This is a genomic window from Geodermatophilus sp. SYSU D00708 (assembly GCF_054050115.1).
The window spans coordinates 98331-116991 of sequence record NZ_JBJGYS010000004.1 but is presented as its reverse complement, the minus strand read 5'-3'; the positions used below and the strand labels follow the sequence as shown (position 1 = coordinate 116991).

Sequence of the window (18661 nt, the reverse complement as noted above, 5' to 3'; positions counted from 1 at the left end):
GGCTCAGGCCGCGGCCACGGCGACGCAGCCGCGCCCGGCGCGCTTGGCGTCGTAGAGCGCGGCGTCCGCGATCTCGTACAGCGCCGCCAGACTGTCCGCGGCCTGCGGCAGGTGGGCCACCCCGAGGCTGATCGACAGGGCCAGCGTCGTGCCGTCGGTGAGCGTCACGGGGGTCCGGCGCACCGCCTCCAGCAGGGCCTCGGCCCGGCGCTGGGCGGTGCGCGCGGAGCAGCCGGGCAGCAGCACGGCCAGCTCGTCACCGCCCAGCCGGGAGAGGACGGCGTCGTCGGCACGCACCTGCTCGGTCAACACCCGGGCCAGGTGGACGAGGACCTCGTCGCCGGCTGGGTGGCCGTGCGCGTCGTTGATCGACTTGAACGCGTCGACGTCGATGAGCACCAGCGCGGTCCCCGGGGCCGGCCGGCGCGCGGTCGTCCGGACCAGCGCCTCCTGGAAGACCCGGCGGTTGACCAGGCCGGTCAGCGTGTCGACCTGCGCCTGCCGTTGCAGCGCCGCGACCAGCTGTTCCTGGCGGACCGCCGCCCGGCAGAGGACGGCCGCCATCAGCACCAGCACGGCGCCCACGAAGACGAGGTTGGTCAGCGCCTCGCGGACCGGCAGCAGGTACAGCAGCGTCCCGGCGTCCACGAGCACCGTCGTCCCGGTCACCAGGACGACGCCTGCGGTCTTCAGGTGGGACGCCGCCCACAGGACCGGCAGGGAGAGGAAGGACTGCGCCGCGGCAGAGGTGTCGTCGGTGAGCAGGGACAGGAAGGCCCCGAGCAGGACGCCGCCGACGGACATCAGCGCGCCGGCCGCCATCCGGTCCAGGCGCTCCGCCAGCACGACCCGGTGGACGACGGCGAACGCGGCCAGGAGTCCCGCGGCCGACCAGCAGAGGCCGCGCGCGAGGGGGGCCTGCGTCGAGTGCTCCAGGAGCGCCCACCCGGCCAGGGCGACGGCGGCCAGCAGGAGGATGACGGCGGCGCTGCGCGCCGCGGACTGCGGGTCCCGCGCCCGGACGTCCCGCAGGAGGCTCGTGTCAGGCGTGTCCGACGGGGCGCGCACGGTGCGTCAGGGTAGCCCAACAGAGCGACAGACCCCCAGCCCCAGCGGCCGATCGTCCCGCCCGATCACGTCGACGACGGTCTGCGGCGGCCGCGCGGGGTCACGCGCCGGCGGAGCTGCCCTCCCGCTGCCGGGTCCCCCGCCGCACCCGGGCGGCCTCGGCGAGCTCGGCCAGCACCACCTCGGTGGTGTCGAGGTCGATGCAGGCGTCGGTGACGCTCTTGCCGTACTCCAGCGCCTCGGGGTGCCGGCGGTCGAGGTCCTGCCGGCCGGCGACCAGGTTGCTCTCCACCATCACGCCGCGGATCGCCCGCTCGCCGCCGGCCACCTGACCGGCCAGGTCGCGCACGACCTCGATCTGGCGCCGGTGGTCCTTGCGGCTGTTGCCGTGGGAGGCGTCGACGACGACCACCTCCGGCAGACCGCGCGCCGCGAGCTTCCGCTTGGTCTCCGCGATGTGCGCGGCCGAGTAGTTGGGGCCGTCCTGGGCGCCGCGCAGGATGACGTGACCGGTGTCGTTGCCCGTCGTCGACAGCTGGGCCGACACCCCGTGGTGGTCGACACCGAGGAACTCGTGCGGCGCCCGCGCGGCCACGACGGCCGAGATGGCGGCCTCGATGCTGCCCTCCGGCGAGTTCTTGAAGCCGACGACGGACGAGAAGCCCGACACCCGCTCGCGGGCGGTCTGGTCGGTGACGTTGCGCGCGCCGACGCCGTTGTAGGTGACCAGCCCGTTGACGTACTGCGGCGTCAGCGCGTTGAGCGGCTCGGCGGCCACCGGCACGCCCAGGGCGGTGATCTGGCACATGAGCACCCGGGTGGCGACGAGGCCGACGCTGATGCGGCTGGACCCGTCGAGGAACGGGTCGTAGGCGAACCCCTTCCAGTCGACCTCGGTCCGCGGCTTCTCCGTGTACGTCCGCATCAGGATCTCGAGGTCGTCGCCGTGCCGTTCCCGCATGCGGGCGAGGAAGCCGGCGTACTCCACGGCGGCGGCCGGGTCGTGGATCGAGCAGGGGCCGGCGATGACGGCCAGGCGGTCGTCGGCACCGGTGACGATCTCGGTCATGGCGCGGCGCCCGGCCCGCGTCGTGGCGGCCGAGGCGGCCGACAGCGGGACGACGGTGGCCACCGCCGCGGGCGTGACGACGACGCTCAGGCCGGTGATCCGGGCGTTCACCAGGTCGGAGAGGTCGACGTCGTCCGCCGGTCGGACGTCCAGCCGCTCCTGGACGCCGGGCAGCAGGTCGGCCAGGGCGGCGTCGATCTGCCCGTTGACCCGGGTCTGGACCTCCAGCAGCTGGTCGGCGATCCGCGTCGCCACGTCCAGGATCCGGTCGGCCGGGAGAGGTGCCTGCATGGTCCCCACTGTCCACGACCGCGCCGCATCCGCGCCCGGGCGGTCCGGGGCGGGTGGCTCGCCGAGGGCCGGCGGAGGCCTCCCCGGCTGCCCCGGGTGACCGGCCGCGTCCCGCCGGTTCCGGAACTCCGCAGCCGGTGCGCCGGCCCGTTGCCGTCGTGCCCGGTCGGGACGACGGTGTCCCCGGACCTGATCCGGTTCGTCCCGCTCCCGGCGGCGCACGGGGCATCGGTCGCCTCGGTGCACCGCCCGACGACGGTGCTGGGGGTGACGGCGTCGATGGACACCTGGCCGTTCACCGGGCGCGACGACGAACTGCGGTCCGCGGTGGAGGCGGTGCGGCGGCGCGGCTGCCTGGTGATCGCCGGCGCCCCCGGGGTGGGCAAGAGCCGGCTGGCCCGGGAGCTGCTCGCGCGGGTGGGCGGCCCGGGTGCCGGGCACGGGTTCGTGACGGCCACCGCGTCCTCGCGCGACGTCCCGCTCGCCGCGCTGGCGGGGTGGACCGGGACCGACTCCGACGCCGAGCCGGACGTGACCGCGGTGCAGCGGGCCACCCAGGCCCTGCAGGCCGCCGGTCGCGAGTGGGTGCTGGCGGTCGACGACGCCCACCTGCTCGACGAGGTCTCGGCCACGGTGCTGCAGCAGGCCGTCGCCGAGCGCGCGATCCCGATGGTCCTCACGGTGCGCAGCGGGCAGGCTGCGCCGGACGCGGTCACGGCGTTGTGGAAGGACGGCCTGGCCGAGCGGCTGGACCTGCTGCCGTTGGCCGAGGCGGCGACGGGCGCGTTGCTGCGCGCCGGCCTCGGCGGCCCGGTCTCGGCCGCGAGCGAGCACCGGTTCTTCGAGATCACCCGGGGCAACGTGCTGTGGCTGCGCCACCTCGTGGACGGGGAGCGCCGCGCCGGCCGCCTGGCGTGCACCGACGGGGTGTGGCGGTGGGCGGGGCCGGCCGGGTTGCCGCCGGCCCTGGACGAGCTGGTCGCGCAGCGGATCGGCGTCCTGACCGAGGCGCAGGGCCGGGTGATGGAGCTGCTGGCCTTCGGCGAGCCCCTGGGTCTGGACCAGCTGACCCGGCTCACCGACGCGGAGGCGGTCGAGCAGGTCGCCCAGCGGGGCCTGGCCGCCGTCGGGCGGGAGGGCACGCGCTGGGACGTGCGGGTCGCCCACCCGCTGTACGCGGAGTCGGTCCGGGCACGGGTGAGCTCGCCGCGGGCCCGGCGGCTCCGCCGCGAGCTCTCCGAGGTCTTCGCCGGGGGACGCCGCGCCGGCGACGCCCTGCGCAGCGCCGTCCTCGGGCTCGACGGCGACACGCACCCGGACCCCGCGATGCTGGTACGCGCCGCAGGGCAGGCGGTGGACCTGACCGACTACGAGCTCGCCGAGCGGCTCCTCCGCGCCGCCTGCGACGCCGGGGGCGGGTTCGACGCCCGGCTCGGGCTCGCCAGCGTGCTCTCCTGGCAGGCACGGGCGACCGAGGCGGAGGCCGCCCTGGGGCCGGCGCTGGCGTCGGCCGCCTCCGACGCCGAACGCCTCCGCTTCGCGCTGTCGTCCGCCTACCTGCGCTGCGTGCGCCCCGCGGACGCCGAGGGGGCGCACCCGGTGCCGGTCGCGGCGCGGACCGAGGAGACCGCTCCCGGCGCGGCGCAGGTTCGGACCGCGCTGCACGCCACCGCGGCGATGGCGTCCGGCCAGGTCGAGCGCGCCGCGCGGCTGGCCCAGGAGGTGCTCGCGGACGACGGCGTCCCCCCGTGGGCGTCGGCCTGGGCGAGCTGGACCGCGGTGTACGCGCGGGCCTGGTCGGGGCGGGGTGACCCGATCGCCGACCTGGCCCGCCGCGGCATCGGGGCGGCAGGAGCGAGCCTCGAGACGCTGCCGCTGCAGCACGACATCGCGTTCGCCGAGGTCCTCGGGGTGTGCCTGGAGGGCGAGCCGGCACGCGCCCGGGTGCGGCTGGAGTGGGTCCGCGGACGGACCGGGAGCCACGCCGCCGGGTTCGGCGCGCTGCTGGCGGCCTGCGCCGAGCTCGCCTGCGGGCACCCGCGGACGACGATCCGGCACGTCGAGGCAGTGCTCCCCCAGCTGCCGGGGCACGGAGGCGGGTGGACGGCGGTCCTCGCGGCGCTCCAGGCCCAGGCGCACGCCGTGCTCGGCGAGGCCGCCGCCGCCCGGACCGCCCTCGCACAGGCCGAGCGCGCGGCCCGCTCCGGCGTCCGGCTCCCCGACGCCCACCTCGGGCTGGCCCGGGCCTGGGCCGCGGCGGCGGACGGCGCGACGGTGGCGGCGCGCGAGCACCTGACCCGGGCCGCCGAGCTCGCGCACGCGGCGGGACAGTCGGCCGTCGAGGTGCTGGTGCGCCACACCGCGGTCTGCCTCGGCGACCGGGAGCAGGCGCCGCGGCTGGCCGCTCTCGCCCGCGCGCCCGCCTGCCGGGCCGCCGTCGCGGCCGCGGCCCACGCCCGGGCGCTCGCAGTGGGCGACGCCGTCGGGCTCCTGGCCGTGTCGGCCGACCTCGAGGCGGCCGAGCGGTACCTGTTCGCCGCCGACGCCGCCGCGCAGGCCGCCGTGACGGCGCGGGAGCGGGGCCGGTGGCCCGAGGCCGCCGCCGCGGCGGACCGGGCCGCGGCGCTGGCCGAGGTGTCCGAAGGCGCGCGGACCCCGGCGCTGCTGGCCGCGAGGTGCCCGCTGCCCGTCCGGGACCGGGAACGGGAGATCGCGCTCCTGGCCGGCGAGGGGCTGACCAACCGCGCGATCGCCGACCGGTTGCAGCTGTCCGTGCGCACCGTGGAGAGCCACGTCTACCGCGCCTGCACCCGGCTCGGCCTCGCCGACCGGGCCGCCCTCGTCGCCGCGGTGCGCCCCGCTCGCGGGTCGCCCGCGGCCGCCGCGACGGGTCACCGCGAGTGATGGCGGCGGTGCGGGCGGGAGTGCAGTAGTGCACTACTGCTGACCGGAGCCCGGCCGCGGGGCCACCCTCTCCTGCGGCACCCGCTGCGGCGGTGCCGCACCGATCAGCCCGACGGGGGTCGTCGCTGAACCCGGGTCCTGCCCGAGCGGGCGGGTCGCGTCCTCCCTGCGTCGGGACCGGCCCCGCCCACCTCGAGGAGGACGTCATGACCCGCAGCCGTCGTCGCACCACCGGTCGCGCGTTCACCGTCGCAGTCGCCGTCTCCAGTGGGCTGGTCCTGGCCACACCGGTCGCGGCCTCCGCCGCGCCCGAGGACTGCAACTACATGGGCTACGGCTCCGGCCCCGACCTGCTGGGGCTGCAGTGGGACGAGGACGAGCAGTGGGTGGCCGACAACATCAACGCCTACCGCGCCCAGAACGGCCTGCCCGCCCTGACGGCGTCCGAGCCGCTGCGCCGGCCGACCATGTGGGGCGCGCTCGACTCCGCCCAGCGAGGGTTCTCGCCATCCGACCACATCGACTCCCGCGGCATGGGGATCGTGGAGCGGGCCGAGTACTGCGGCGGCTACACCGGCCCGATCGGTGAGATCAACTACTGGGGCGAGGGCGGCGACTCCCCCTTGGGCCCCGCCGCGCTGGCGTGGTGGCAGCAGTCCCCCGGCCACAACGCGCTGCTGCTGAGCCCGGAGTACACCACCTTCGGGGTCGGCTGGGCCTACATCGGGTACCCCGAGGTCACGCGGGGACACTGGGTGGTCATGTTCGGCACCTCCTGACCCCGGCCGGCGGGCGGGGCTGCACGATCGAGCCCCGCCCGGCCCGGACACGGGTCCTCCTCCTCGGCTGGCCGTCGGCGTCGACCTGCGGGAAGGTCGGCGAGGGACCGTGGGGAGGACAGCTCATGAGGGTCGGCGACATCGACGTCCACCCGATCGCCGACGGCACGTTCCGGACGAGCCCCGGCTACTTCGGGGAGCACGTCACCGCCGACGGCCACGAGGACCTCTTCAACCGGCACGGCCAGGCGTGGCTGCCGATCGGCTGCTTCCTCGTCCGGACCGGCTCGCACGTGGTGCTGGTCGACGCGGGGCTGGGTCCGGACCTGCACGACGACGGCCCCCGGCGGCTGCTCGTCGGCGGCCAGCTCATGACCGGGCTGCGGGCGGCCGGGGTGCGGCCCGAGGACGTCGACGTCGTCATCTGCACGCACCTGCACCTCGACCACTGCGGATGGCTCTTCGACCTGGCCGGCCGGCCGACCTTCCCCCGGGCCGAGCTCTGGTTCGGCGCGGCCGACTGGAAGCACTTCGTGCTCAACCCGGAGAGCCGGATGCTCCCCCACATCCGGCACGGGATGCAGACCACGGACGGCGCCCGCATCCACCTGGTCGGCGACGACACCGCCGTCGTCCCCGGCGTCGACGTCACGATGACCCCCGGGCACACCCCGGGCCACCTGTCGGTCGTCGTGTCCTCCGGGGTGCACCGGGCGCTGCTGCTCGGCGACGCGATCACCTGCCCCGTGCAGCTGGACGAGACCTCGTGGCACGCCATGGGCGACCTCGACCCCGAGCTCGCCGCGCGGGTCCGGGAACGGTTGTTCCGCGAACTCGAGGGCGACACCACCTACGGCGCCGGCGCCCACTTCCCGGAGCTGCAGTTCGGCCGGGTGCTGACCGGCCAGGTGCGCCGCTGGATCGGCTGAGCACGCCGCGCCAGGGCCGGCCCGCCGGTGAGCGCACGGTCAACTCCTGACGAACCGGACCGGTCCGTCTCGTCCGTCACTGTGCTCGCATCCCTCTCGCCGATCTCATACGGTCAGTAGCAGCACGGACGCACAGCGTCGCCAACGGCGAGCCAGACCCGCGTCCCGTGGACCGCCACCGAGAGGAACGACGTGTCCCTGCCCCAGCGCTCCCCCGCTCCGGCTCTCCACCGCCAGGCCGCCTACGGCCAGCGTCCCTACACCCGCCCCGCCGTGCCCGGCCCCCAGTCGGCAGCCCGCCCCACGTCGCCGGGCGTTCGCCCGCAGTTCGGCGCCGGCCCGATGGGCCAGCGACCGATGGCCGTGCGACCGGGGACCCCGCACCCGACCGCGGTGCAGCCGGGCATCGAGCGGCCCGCGCCCCGCGCTGGGGTCAGCTTCCTCACCGTGGCCGAGGTCGCGGCGATCATGCGCGTGTCGAAGATGACCGTGTACCGCCTCGTGCACGGCGGGGACCTGGCCGCCGTGCGCGTCGGCCGGTCCTTCCGCGTCCCCGAGCCGGCGGTGCGCGAGTACCTGTCCGACGCCCGCACCGACGTCGCCTGAGGACCCGCACGAACCGTCGCCGACGGCCCGCCGACCCCCGGGCGGCGGGCCGTCGGCGTCTGTTCGGGTGCATCGACCGTCCCGGCATCGAAGCCGCGCTCCGAGGAGGAAACACCTGCACCGGTCGCGGCGTTCACCCGTCGTGCTGCAGACAGAGGGAGGCACACGTGACCACTGAGACCGCGATCCTCGCCGGCGGCTGCTTCTGGGGTGCCCAGGAGCTGCTGCGCAAGCGCCCGGGGGTGCTCTCCACCCGGGTCGGGTACTCCGGCGGCGACACACCGAACGCCACGTACCGGAACCACGGTGACCACGCCGAGGCGGTCGAGATCGTCTTCGACCCCGAGAAGATCTCGTTCCGGGAGCTGCTGGAGTTCTTCTTCCAGATCCACGACCCGTCGACCAAGGACCGGCAGGGCAACGACGTGGGCCGGAGCTACCGCTCGGCGATCTTCTACACGAGCGAGGAGCAGCAGCGCGTCGCGCTCGACACCATCGCCGACGTCGACGCCTCGGGCCTGTGGCCAGGCAAGGTCGTCACCGAGGTCGTGCCGGCCGGCCCGTTCTGGGAGGCCGAGGAGGAGCACCAGGACTACCTGCAGAAGGTCCCCTTCGGCTACACCTGCCACTACGTGCGGCCCGACTGGGTGCTCCCGCGTCGCGAGGCGCAGACCACCCGATGACCTGAGGTCCCGATCGCGCGTCCCGGACGATCGAGCCGGGACGCCGATCGGGGCCATCGGTGCGACGACGCGAGGGGGACGTCCCTGCACGGGGGCGTCCCCCTCGACGCGTCTCCTGCCGGCGCTGGGACACAACGGAACCGGTGGGACGCGTGGGAGCCGTGGGGCGCGGCGCCGGCACCGGCGCGGCGCCCGTGCGCACGATGGGGCATGCCCGCCCGACCGGACGCCGTCGCCGCGCTGCCGGCCGCTCCGGGCGTGTACCGCTTCCGGGACGACAGCGGCCGCGTGCTGTACGTCGGGCGGGCCGCAGAGCTGCGCCGCCGGGTCAGCTCCTACTGGGGCGACCTGCGGGACCGCCGCCACCTGCGGCGGATGGTGCTCCGGGTCGCCCGGATCGAGGCGCTGGTCTGCGACTCCGCGCACGAGGCCGCCTGGGCCGAACGGAACCTGCTCGAGCGGTCGCTCCCACCGTGGAACCGGATCGTCGGCGGCCTGGAGGTGCCCGTCAGCATCCGCCTGGACCCCTCGCCGGAGGCGCCGCGTCTCGGCCTCGCCTCCGCGCACCGGCCGGCACCGGGGGTCCGCTGCTTCGGCCCCTACCTCGGGGCCCGCAAGGTGCGGCTGGCCGTGTCCGGACTGGAACGGCTGTACCCGCTCGGCCACGCCGGGCCCACCCGCACCGCCGGCGAGCGGGAGCTGGCGCGGCTGCGCGGCGGACAGGACACCCCCGTCGCCCGGCTGGCGAGCGCCGTGGCGTCCGTGCTGGACCGGGAGCCGACGGCGGTCGCCGACGCACTGGCGGCGCTCACCGTCCGGCGCGACGCCGCGGCCGCGGCGCAGGCCTACGAGGCCGCGGCCCGGCTCCAGGAGGAGATCGAGGCGGTCCAGTGGGTGGTCGCACCGCAGCGGGTCACCGCGCCCGGCGGGGAGGGCGACGAGGACGTCACCGCCTGGGCGGACGACGTCCTGGTCCGGCTCCGGATCCGGGACGGCCGACTCCGCGCCTGGGAGCAGGAGACCTGCACCAGGTCGGCGCCCAGCGCCCGGGCACCGACCGGATGGGAGCCGTTCCTGCGGCGCAACGCGGAACTGGCCGCCCGGCTCGCAGCGTTGCCCGTCAGCTGAGCTGCGCCGCGGCGGGCTCTCCACGTCGATCACTGCAGCGGGCCCCGCCCGGAGACCACCGCTCACCGTCGGTCCACCGCATGGCCATAGCCTCGGAGGATGCGAGCCGTGCAGATCACCCGCTTCGGCGGCCCCGAGGTCCTCGACGTCGTCGACCTGCCCGACCCGGTCCCGGGCCCCGGTCAGCAGCTCTTCGCGGTCTCCTCGGCCGGCGTCAACTTCGCCGACACCCACCAGATCGAGGACAGCTACCTCGCCCCGCAGCAGCTGCCGCTCGTCCCGGGCGCGGAGTTCGTCGGCACGTCCGCCGGCGGCGGGCCGCGCGTCGTGGGGCTGCTGGACGGCGGCGGCTACGCGGAGAAGGTCGCGGCGCACCCGCGGCTGACCTGGCCGGTACCCGACGGCGTCTCCGACGAGCAGGCGCTGGCCGTCGTCCTCCAGGGCGCCACCGCCTGGCACCTGCTGCGCACCAGCGCCCACCTGGCCGCCGGCGACACCGTCGTCGTCATCGCCGGCGCCGGCGGGGTCGGCTCGCTGGCCATCCAGCTGGCCCGGCGCTGGGGCGCCGGCCGGGTCATCGCCACCGCGTCCAGCCCGGAGAAGCGGGCGCTCACCGAGGAGCTCGGCGCCGACGCCAGCGTCGACCCCGCCCTGGCCGACGACGACCCGAAGGCCTTCGCCGCCGCGCTGCGGGAGGCCAACGGCGGCAAGCCGGTCGACGTGGTGCTGGAGATGACCGGCGGCAACGTCTTCGACGGCTCGCTGTCGGCGCTGGCCCCGTTCGGCCGGCTGGTCACCTACGGGATGGCCGCCCGGACGCCGGCAGCCCCGGTGCACCCCGGCGCGCTGATGCAGAAGAGCCGCGCGGTCATCGGCTTCTGGCTGGCCCACTGCATGACCCGGCCGCACATGATGGACGACGCGATGACCGAGCTGCTGCCGCTGGTCGCCGACGGGGCGCTCAAGCCGATCGCCGGCGGCCGCTACCCGCTGACCGCCGTCCGGGAGGCCCACCAGGACCTGCTCGCCCGCCGCACCACCGGCAAGCTGGTCCTCGACCCCTCCCGCTGAGAAAGGACCCCGTCCTCCCCACCACTCGCAAGCTCGCGGCGGGGCCCTGGACGGGGCCGGACGGGGGCTACAGCAGGCGGTTGGTCCAGAGCAGGCTGAGGACGACGCCGAGCAGGGCCAGCAGCACCCCGCCCCGGACGAACCAGTAGCTGACGTCGCGCGGCTCGGTGGTGTAGCCGATCTGGCTGCCGAGGTCCTCGTAGACCTGCTCGAGCTCCGCGGCGCTGGCCGCCTCGCTGTAGCTGCCGCCGGTGTCGTCGGCGATCCGCTCGAGGGTCTCCCGGTCCACCGGCACCGGCACCCGCTCCCCGTCGAGGTCGAGGGTGCCGTAGTCGGTGCCGAACGCGATCGTGGAGACCGGGATGCCCGCGTCGACGGCGGCGTCGACGGCCTGGGTGTCGTCGCGGCCGACGGTGTTGTAGCCGTCGGAGAGCAGCACGATCCGGGCCGGCGGCAGCTCCTCCTCGGTCGCCTCCAGCGAGGCCTGGTAGTTCTGGATCGCCGAGAGCGACGTGAACACCGCCTCGCCGATCGCCGTCGACTCCGCGAGGTCGAGGTTGTCGATGGCGCTGCGCACCTGGCCGCGGTCGGTCGTCGGGGTGACCAGCGTGGTCGCGGTTCCGGCGAAGGACACCAGCCCCAGGTTGATCCGCTCGGGCAGGACGTCGACGAACTCCTTGGCCGCCTTCTGCATGGCCTCGAACCGGCTCGGCTCGATGTCGGTGGCCTGCATCGACAGCGAGACGTCGACGGCCATGATCACCGTCGCCCGCTCGCGGGGCACCCGCACCTCGGTGCTCGGCACGGCGAGGGAGACCACCAGCGCGGCCAACGAGAGGGCCACCAGCCCGAAGGCCAGGTGCCGCCGCCAGCCCGGCCGCTTCGGCACGAGACTGCCCAGCAGTGCGACATTGGTGAACCGCGCCGCGTAGGCCTTGCGGCGCAGTTGCAGGACGACGTACAGCGCGACCAGCGCCACGACGGCGAGCAGGCCGAGCAGCCACAGCGGTGCCTGGAAGGTCATCGGGAGGCTCCTCCGCTGCCGGCGCGCCGGCGGTCGGCGACGAACCGGACGACGTCCATGAGCCAGTCGCGGTCCGTGCGCAGCTGCAGGTGACCGGCGCCCGCCCGGCGCAGCGCCGCGGCGATCGCCTGCCGCTGGCCGGCGGCCCCGGCCGCGTACCGGGCGCGGAACTCCGCGTCGCCGGTGGGCACCTCGAGGGTCTGGCCGCTCTCCGGGTCGACGACGGTGAGCAGCCCGACGTCGGGCAGCTCCAGCTCGCGTGGGTCGACCACCTCGATGGCGAGCAGCTCGTGCCGCCCCGCCAGCCCGCGCAGGGGCCGTTCCCAGTCGCTGTCGCCCAGGAAGTCCGACACGACGACGACCAGCCCGCGTCGGCGCGGCGGGCGGCGCAGCGACTCCAGCGCGGCCGCGAGGTCACCGCGCCGTCCCCCGGCGGCCCGGGGCGTGGCCACCACCGCACGCAGCAGCCGGTCGGCGGCCAGCCGGCCGGCCGCGGCCGGGTAGCGGTCCACCCGCTCCCCCGTGGTGACCACGGCGCCGAGCCGGTTGCCGCCGCGGACGGTCAGGTGGCTGACGGCGGCCAGGCCGGCGATCGCGAGGTCGCGCTTCTCGCACCGCGCGGTGCCGAAGTCCAGGCTCGCCGAGAGGTCGACGACGGCCCACGTCTCCAGCTCGCGGTCGGCGATCGTCTCCCGGACGTGCGGCACCTGCGTGCGCGCGGTGACCGGCCAGTCCATCCGCCGGACGTCGTCGCCGGGGTGGTAGGTGCGCGAGTCCCCGGCCTCGGTGCCCGACCCGGGGACCAGCCCGAGGTGGTCGCCCTGCAGCAGGCCGTCGAGGCGGCGCCGGACGGTGAGCTCCAGCCGCTGCAGCAGGACGTCGGCCGGGCCCTCGGCGAAGCGGGGCGGGGCGCCGTCCCCGGACCCGGGATCGATCCCGGACCCCGGCGTGGGCGCGTGCCCGGGCGGCTCCGGCGTCGCGGTGCCGGAGCTCCCGGAGCGACGACGGAGGATCACGCCGGCGACGACCCGGGCGCGTAGCCGTTGCCGGCCGGCCCCGGCTGGCCCTGCGAGGCCGGGCCCGGGTGGCCCTGGGGGCCGACACCCGGGTGGCCCTGCGCACCGGTGCCGGGCTGTGCCTCCCCCGGCCGGCCGGCGAACGGACCCGCCGCCGGCCCGGGTGCGCCGAACTGCGGCACCGGCTGGCCGAACGGGGGGACGCCCTGCGGCGGGCCGAACGCGGGCACGGCCGGCCCGCCCGGCGTGGCCGGGCCGAAGCCGCCGGTCCGCTGCCGCGGGGTGACCTGCGGCAGCGGGACGGTCTGGAGGATCCGCTTGACCACGTGGTCGGCGGGCACGCCGTCGGCCAGCGCGTCGTAGGAGAGCACCAGCCGGTGCCGCAGCACGTCGGCGGTGACGTCGAGGACGTCCTGCGGCAGCACGTAGTCGCGGCCGCGGACGAGCGCCAGCGCCCGGCTGGCGGCGATCAGGCCCAGCGAGGCACGCGGGCTGGCGCCGTAGGAGACCCACGAGGCGACGTCGTCCATGCCGTGCTCGCGCGGCGCCCGGGTGGCCACCACCAGCCGGACGACGTAGTCGACCAGCGCGTGGTGGACGAACACCTGGGAGGCGGTGCGCTGCATCCGCAGCAGGTCGCCCGGAGCCAGCACCGTCTCGGCCACCGGCGGGGTCGACCCCATCCGGTAGATGATCTCCCGCTCCTCCTCGGGGCTCGGGTAGTCGACGAGCACCTTCATCAGGAAGCGGTCGCGCTGCGCCTCGGGCAGCGGGTAGACGCCCTCGGACTCGATCGGGTTCTGCGTGGCCAGCACCAGGAACGGGTCGGGCAGCGGGTGGGTGACCCCGCCGATGGAGACCTGCCGTTCGGCCATGACCTCCAGCAGCGCCGACTGCACCTTGGCCGGCGCACGGTTGATCTCGTCGGTGAGGACGAAGTTGGCGAACACCGGCCCGAGCTCGGTGTCGAAGGCGTCCTGCCCGGCCTTGTAGATCCTGGTGCCGATGATGTCGGCCGGCACCAGGTCGGGGGTGAACTGCAGGCGGGTGAACGAGCCGCCGACGACGGTGGCCAGCGTCTCCACCGCGAGGGTCTTGGCCACCCCCGGCACGCCCTCGAGGAGCACGTGGCCGCGGGCGAGCAGCGAGACGAGCATCCGCTCGACCAGCCGGTCCTGCCCGACGATGACCCGCTTGATCTCGAAGAGCACGCGCTCCAGCTGCGCAGCGTCGGCCGATGGCGGCACCGGCTGACCGGCGGCCGGGGACCCGGCGGACTGCCCGAGGGGGGTGCTGGCGGCGCTGCTCACGGAACTCCCATGATCGTGCGGGTCCGCGGCCTCGAGGAGGCCGGCGACGGGGCGGCGTGCCCGTCTCCGCGCCAGTGTCCTACACGTTCCTGGACGGCAGCCGGGTCGCCGTCGGCGGCCACCGAGTCGCCCGCGGTCCGGCGCGCCGACCGTCCGCGTGGCGTGTGCACACCCCTGCCCGCGGGGGCGGGTGACTGCTAGCCTCGGCACTGCGTCGGGCAGCTCCCCCCGTGGCTGCCCGACGCCCCACGTCCCGGCCCGTGCGTGGCCTCGCTGCAGGGGCCCGCCGCGAGCCTGTGAGCGGTGGGGGGCAGTGAGGTCCTTCCTCAGCCGGTCGGGCGCACCGCGCCGAAGTAGTCGCTGCCGAACCACATCGACGAGATCCGCACGACGTCCCCGCTCTGCGGCGCCTGGATCACCTGGCCCCCGCCGATGTAGAGCGCCACGTGGTAGATCGACGTGTAGGCCGAGCCGGAGCCCCAGAACACCAGGTCGCCGGCCTGCAGGTCGGACGCCGCCACGGTGCGGTCCCGGAACCGCCAGTACTGGTCGCGGCTGGTGCCGCCGATGGCGACGCCGGCCCGCGCGTAGGCGTACTCGGTCAGGCCCGAGCAGTCGAAGCCGTAGATCGCCGTGTCCGGCGGGATGCCGTGGGTCGGACCGGAGCTGTTGCCGCCACCCCAGCTGTAGGGCAGGCCGCGCTGCGACTTGGCCGCGGCGATCGCCGTCTGCACCGCCGAGCCCGAGGGCGAGTCGGCCGTCGTCGGCACGGGGGCCGGCGCACCGCCGGCGGAGCCGCCGGACGAGCCGCCCGAGGAGCTGCCGCCCGAGGAGCTGCCGCCCGAGGTGGACGGGGTCGAGGCCGGCGGGGTGGTGCGGGCCGCCTCCTGCGCCGCGGCGGCCGCGGCCGCCGCGGCCTGGGCGCCCTGGGCGCCGTAGAGGGCCTCCTGCGCCTCGTCCAGCTCGGCCTGCCAGGCCTCCCGCTGCTCGGCCAGCGCCGCCGTCTGGGCGCGCGCCGAGATCTCCTGGTCCTGGGCCACGGCCAGCGACTCCGCCGCCTCGTCCTGCCGGGCCTCGGCCTCCGCCACCGCCTGTTGGGCGGCGCGGTCTGCCTCGGCGGCCTCCTGCTCGAGCACGGTCAGCTGGTCGACGACGTCGACCCGGTGGTCGCCGGCGGCGTCGAGCAGCGCGGCCCGCTCCAGCAGCTGGGTCGGGCCCTCGGCGCTCATCAGCGCCTCGGCGCCGGGCGCGGTGCTGCCCTGCATGTAGGTGGAGCGCGCGAAGTCGGCGACCTGCTGACGGCCGCGGGCCAGCTCCGCCCGGGCGCGATCGGCGTCCTCCGCGGCCTCGTCGGCGGCGGCCTGCGCCTCCTCCTGGGCGGCGCGGCGCTCCTCGTACTCCTGCAGCGCGATCTGCGCGGCCTGGTACGCGGCGGCCGCGGCGGACTCGGCCGCGGCGAGCTGCGCGCTGATCTGGCCGACCTGGGCGGCCGCCGCGTCGCGGGCGGCCTGCGCGTCGGCGACCTCGGCGTCCCCCGGTGCGGCGAGGGCCGCAGCAGGAGCCGCGCCCACCGCGACGAGGGCGGCGACGGTCGTGCCGATCCCCCGGAGGAGCCACCGGGGCACCGCGCCCCTCGTGGCCGTACCCCGCGTGTCCGTTCCGCTGCCCACCGACCCGACCTCTCCCCGACCCGACACCGTCGGCGTCCCGCAGGACGCCTGCTGGTGGGGTGATCGGAGAGAACGGGCAGGCCGTTGAGGGGGCCCTCACCCGGTGGGGTGAGGACCCCCGACAGCCTGGGTCAGGGTGGCCCCGTCCAGAGGCTCGCCGCGAGCCTGCGAGCGGTCGGGTGGCCCCGTCCCGGGCCCCGCCCTGAGCTTGCGAAGGGTGGGGAGGACGGGGTCCTTCTCGGGGTCCTTCTTCAGTGCACCTGGCGGTCCGAGGTGGACCAGAAGGCCTCGCGCAGCTTGAACTTCTGGATCTTGCCGGTGGCGGTGCGGGCCAGCGCGTCGCGGAACTCCACCCGCTTGGGGATCTTGTACCCGGCGATCCGGCCGCGGCAGTGGGCCACGATCTCCTCCTCGGTGACCTCCTGCCCCTCGGCGCGGACGACGATCGCCGTCACGAGCTCCCCCCACTTGTCGTCGGGGATGCCGATGACGGCGACCTCCGCGACCGCCGGGTGGCTGAAGACGACGTCCTCGACCTCGATCGACGAGACGTTCTCCCCGCCGGTGATGATCACGTCCTTCTTGCGGTCGGAGATGGTGAGGTAGCCGGCCTCGTCGATGGAGCCGCCGTCGCCGGTGTGGAACCAGCCGCCCTCGAGGGCCTCACCCGAGGCGTCGGGGTTGTTCCAGTAGCCGGCCAGCACCGTGTTGCTCTGCACGAGCACCTCGCCGGAGTCGCTGACCCGCATCCGGGTGCCCAGCGCCGGGACCCCGGCCCGCGACAGCTTCTTCGCGCGCTCCTCCGGGTCGAGCGCGTCGTGCTCCTCGCGCGGCCGGTTCACGGTGACCAGCGGAGCGGTCTCGGTGAGGCCGTAGATCTGGTTGAACTGCCAGCCCAGCTCGGACTCGATGCGGGCGATGGTCCGCGACGGCGGCGGCGCCCCGGCGACCACGATCCGCACCTGGTCGCGCCCGGGGACCTCGCCGTCCCAGTGGGCCGCCGCCTCGAGCACCGAGTTCCACACCGCCGGCGCCCCGCACATCAGCGTGATGCCGTGCTGCTCCACCCGCCGGAGGATCTCCGCGCCGTCCACCTTGCGCAGCAGCACCTGCCGGGCGCCGAGGCCGGCCAGCGCGTACGGCATCCCCCAGCCGTTGCAGTGGAACAGCGGCAGCGTGTGCAGGTAGACGTCGCGATCGCTGACCTGCATGTGCATGCCGAACGTCACCGCGTTCACCCACTCGTTGCGGTGGGTCATCTGCACGCCCTTGGGCCGGGCCGTCGTCCCGCTGGTGTAGTTGATCGTGGCGGTGGCGTCCTCGTCGGGCTGCGCCCACGGCCGCGGCTCGACGTCGTAGCGCAGCAGCTGCTCGTACTCCTCCCCCGTGCCGAAGCGGTGCTCCACGTCGATGCCCTTGAGCGACGCCTCGAGGTCGGGGTCCACGAACAGCGCGCGGGCTCCGGAGTGCCCGACGATGTAGGCGACCTCCTCCTGCGCCAGCCGGAAGTTGATCGGCACCAGGACCCGTCCCGACGACGGGACGCCGAGCAGCATCTCCAGCAGCCGCCCGGAGTTGTGGCTGACGACGGCGACCCGCTCGCCCTCCTCGATGCCCAGCTCGTCGAGGGCGGCCTGCATCGCGCGGGCCCGGCGGGCGACCTCGCGGTAGGTCAGCTCGCCCAGGGACGGCGCGGGCTGGTCGGGCTCGTCGACGATGCCGATGCGGTCGCCGTACACCAGCTCGGCGCGATCGAGGAAGTCTCGGGTGGTCAGAGGCACGCGCATGTCCGGCTCCCGGGTGGTCGGGCCGCCGCGCGCAGGCGCCCGGCAGCCGCTCGACGTGGTCCTCGTCACGCTAGCGCCGGACCGGTGCGGGATGGCACTCAGGCCGGATCGCGGAACCGGCCCGACGGCCCGACCTCCCGGCCCGGCTGGCGCCGATGCGCGCGGTCGCCCCGGCGCTCGTGGACCTCGTCGCGGACATGCCCTTCGCCGCGGTCGACGCCATCCACACGGACCCGACCGACCCCATGCCCACCCACGACCGGGGGACGGCGCTGCGCGAGCTGCCGGCCGAGGCCGTCGACGCGCTGCTGGACTTCCTGGGCCGCCCGGCGAGCGAGCGGCTGTGGAACGACGCGGACTGCGCGCGGCTGGCCGCCGTCCGGTGCCGGGTGGACCCGTCCGGGGTCTTCGCGCCGGCCCGCTGAACGACCGCCGCCCGGCCCCGGGGACACCGGGGCCGGGCGGTGCTCAGCGGGCGACCAGGCGGGGCAGCGAGGTGCCGATCGGCTCCCGGACGACGAGGTCGGCCAGCCCGTCGTACGGGGTGGGCTCGGCGTTGACGACGACGACCCGCGCCCCCGCCCCGGCCGCCAGATCGATGAGCCCCGCGGCCGGGTGCACGGTCAGCGAGGTGCCGACGGCGAGGAAGACGTCGCAGTCGGTCGCGGCCTCCGCGGCGGCCTCGACCACCGCGGCGTCGAGCGCCTGGCCGAAGCTGATCGTCGCGGACTTGAGGATGCCGCCGCAGCGCCGGCAGGCCGGGTCGGGCTCACCCGCCTCGACGCGGGCCAGCGCCGCGGCCATCGTCGTCCGGTCGCGGCAGGCGAGGCACTCCACCTCGTGCACCGTGCCGTGCAGCTCCAGCACCAGCTCCGGCGAGGACCCGGCCGCCTGGTGCAGCCCGTCGATGTTCTGGGTGAGCAGCGCCCGCAGCCGGCCCTGCCGCTCGAGGTCGACCAGCGCCGCGTGGCCGGCGTTGGGCCGGACGTCGCGGGCCTGCAGGTCGCGCCGCATCAGCCAGGCCCGGCGCCGGATGTCGGGGTCGGCCACGTAGTACGACAGCGTCACGAGCTTCTCGGCGTCCGGGTCCTTGGTCCACACGCCGTTCGGGCCCCGGTAGTCGGGGATGCCGCTGTCGGTGGAGATGCCGGCGCCGGTCAGGACGGTCACCCGCCCGGCCTCGGCGAGCCAGGCGGGCAGCGGGTCGGGCAGGGTCACGCTGCCACGGTAGGGCCCGTGCTGGACGTCACGACGTAGGCAAGGGTCGCCTCACCTGCGCGCCTGCGGGCGCGGCTGGGATGATCGGGGGTGGCAATCAGCGCGATC

16 protein-coding genes are annotated in these 18661 nt (G+C 75.8%); 8 read left to right on the top strand and 8 right to left on the bottom strand.

The window, feature by feature from the left end; translation table 11 throughout:
• Positions 1–3: 3 nt before the first annotated feature.
• Positions 4–1068 (bottom strand): GGDEF domain-containing protein, encoded by a 1065-nt coding sequence (locus tag ACI79D_RS05520; protein WP_456917317.1) that lies wholly within the window; start codon positions 1066–1068, stop codon positions 4–6.
• 100 nt (positions 1069–1168) lie between these two features.
• Positions 1169–2428: a 3-deoxy-7-phosphoheptulonate synthase gene (locus ACI79D_RS05515; protein WP_456917316.1), complete on the bottom strand. Its 1260-nt coding sequence runs from the start codon at positions 2426–2428 to the stop codon at positions 1169–1171.
• Positions 2429–2605: 177 nt separating this feature from the next.
• On the opposite strand from ACI79D_RS05515, the gene ACI79D_RS05510 reads away from it, so the two are divergent.
• From ACI79D_RS05510 to ACI79D_RS05480, 7 genes are all read left to right on the top strand, one after another.
• Positions 2606–5332: a LuxR C-terminal-related transcriptional regulator gene (locus tag ACI79D_RS05510; RefSeq protein ID WP_456917315.1), complete on the top strand. Its 2727-nt coding sequence runs from the start codon at positions 2606–2608 to the stop codon at positions 5330–5332.
• Positions 5333–5538: 206 nt separating this feature from the next.
• A complete protein-coding gene (locus ACI79D_RS05505) occupies positions 5539–6111 on the top strand; it encodes a CAP domain-containing protein (protein WP_456917314.1) in 573 nt (190 codons plus the stop codon).
• A gap of 125 nt (positions 6112–6236) precedes the next feature.
• On the top strand, positions 6237–7040 hold the full coding sequence (locus ACI79D_RS05500) for an MBL fold metallo-hydrolase (protein WP_456917313.1): 804 nt from the start codon (positions 6237–6239) through the stop codon (positions 7038–7040).
• A gap of 192 nt (positions 7041–7232) precedes the next feature.
• Positions 7233–7646, top strand: coding sequence for a helix-turn-helix domain-containing protein (locus ACI79D_RS05495; RefSeq protein ID WP_456917312.1), 414 nt, complete (start codon positions 7233–7235; stop codon positions 7644–7646).
• A 167-nt stretch (positions 7647–7813) separates the two neighbouring features.
• On the top strand, positions 7814–8329 hold the full coding sequence (msrA, locus tag ACI79D_RS05490; protein WP_456917311.1) for a peptide-methionine (S)-S-oxide reductase MsrA: 516 nt from the start codon (positions 7814–7816) through the stop codon (positions 8327–8329).
• Between the two features lie 210 nt (positions 8330–8539).
• On the top strand, positions 8540–9457 hold the full coding sequence (locus ACI79D_RS05485; protein WP_456917310.1) for a hypothetical protein: 918 nt from the start codon (positions 8540–8542) through the stop codon (positions 9455–9457).
• A gap of 99 nt (positions 9458–9556) precedes the next feature.
• Positions 9557–10528, top strand: coding sequence for a quinone oxidoreductase family protein (locus ACI79D_RS05480; protein WP_456917309.1), 972 nt, complete (start codon positions 9557–9559; stop codon positions 10526–10528).
• Between the two features lie 67 nt (positions 10529–10595).
• Here the strand turns inward: ACI79D_RS05480 and ACI79D_RS05475 are convergent, their stop codons facing one another.
• From ACI79D_RS05475 to ACI79D_RS05455, 5 genes are all read right to left on the bottom strand, one after another.
• On the bottom strand, positions 10596–11552 hold the full coding sequence (locus ACI79D_RS05475; RefSeq protein WP_456917308.1) for a VWA domain-containing protein: 957 nt from the start codon (positions 11550–11552) through the stop codon (positions 10596–10598).
• Positions 11549–12568, bottom strand: a complete 1020-nt coding sequence (locus ACI79D_RS05470) for a DUF58 domain-containing protein (protein WP_456917307.1) — start codon at positions 12566–12568, stop codon at positions 11549–11551. The genes ACI79D_RS05475 and ACI79D_RS05470 overlap by 4 nt, the downstream gene beginning before the upstream one ends.
• Positions 12565–13878: an AAA family ATPase gene (locus ACI79D_RS05465; RefSeq protein ID WP_456917306.1), complete on the bottom strand. Its 1314-nt coding sequence runs from the start codon at positions 13876–13878 to the stop codon at positions 12565–12567. The genes ACI79D_RS05470 and ACI79D_RS05465 overlap by 4 nt, the downstream gene beginning before the upstream one ends.
• A gap of 326 nt (positions 13879–14204) precedes the next feature.
• A complete protein-coding gene (locus tag ACI79D_RS05460; RefSeq protein ID WP_456917305.1) occupies positions 14205–15503 on the bottom strand; it encodes an NlpC/P60 family protein in 1299 nt (432 codons plus the stop codon).
• 296 nt (positions 15504–15799) lie between these two features.
• Entirely contained in the window at positions 15800–17335 is a 1536-nt protein-coding gene (locus tag ACI79D_RS05455) for an AMP-binding protein (protein WP_456917304.1), read from the bottom strand.
• A 155-nt stretch (positions 17336–17490) separates the two neighbouring features.
• Here ACI79D_RS05455 and ACI79D_RS05450 point away from each other — a divergent pair, with 155 nt between their 5' ends.
• Complete coding sequence (locus ACI79D_RS05450) at positions 17491–17760, top strand: hypothetical protein (protein ID WP_456917303.1); 270 nt, start codon at positions 17491–17493, stop codon at positions 17758–17760.
• A gap of 43 nt (positions 17761–17803) precedes the next feature.
• Here the strand turns inward: ACI79D_RS05450 and ACI79D_RS05445 are convergent, their stop codons facing one another.
• On the bottom strand, positions 17804–18553 hold the full coding sequence (locus ACI79D_RS05445; RefSeq protein ID WP_456917302.1) for an SIR2 family NAD-dependent protein deacylase: 750 nt from the start codon (positions 18551–18553) through the stop codon (positions 17804–17806).
• Positions 18554–18661: the final 108 nt, after the last annotated feature.

Excerpts from the sequence above, each read along its gene's own strand:
- ACI79D_RS05480 (WP_456917309.1), top strand. The coding sequence starts at position 9,557 with ATGCGAGCCGTGCAGATCACCCGCTTCGGCGGCCCCGAGGTCCTCGAC.
- ACI79D_RS05515 (WP_456917316.1), bottom strand. The coding sequence starts at position 2,428 with ATGCAGGCACCTCTCCCGGCCGACCGGATCCTGGACGTGGCGACGCGG.
- ACI79D_RS05455 (WP_456917304.1), bottom strand. The coding sequence starts at position 17,335 with ATGCGCGTGCCTCTGACCACCCGAGACTTCCTCGATCGCGCCGAGCTG.
- ACI79D_RS05450 (WP_456917303.1), top strand. The coding sequence starts at position 17,491 with ATGCGCGCGGTCGCCCCGGCGCTCGTGGACCTCGTCGCGGACATGCCC.
- ACI79D_RS05485 (WP_456917310.1), top strand. The coding sequence starts at position 8,540 with ATGCCCGCCCGACCGGACGCCGTCGCCGCGCTGCCGGCCGCTCCGGGC.
- ACI79D_RS05500 (WP_456917313.1), top strand. The coding sequence starts at position 6,237 with ATGAGGGTCGGCGACATCGACGTCCACCCGATCGCCGACGGCACGTTC.
- ACI79D_RS05475 (WP_456917308.1), bottom strand. The coding sequence starts at position 11,552 with ATGACCTTCCAGGCACCGCTGTGGCTGCTCGGCCTGCTCGCCGTCGTG.
- ACI79D_RS05505 (WP_456917314.1), top strand. The coding sequence starts at position 5,539 with ATGACCCGCAGCCGTCGTCGCACCACCGGTCGCGCGTTCACCGTCGCA.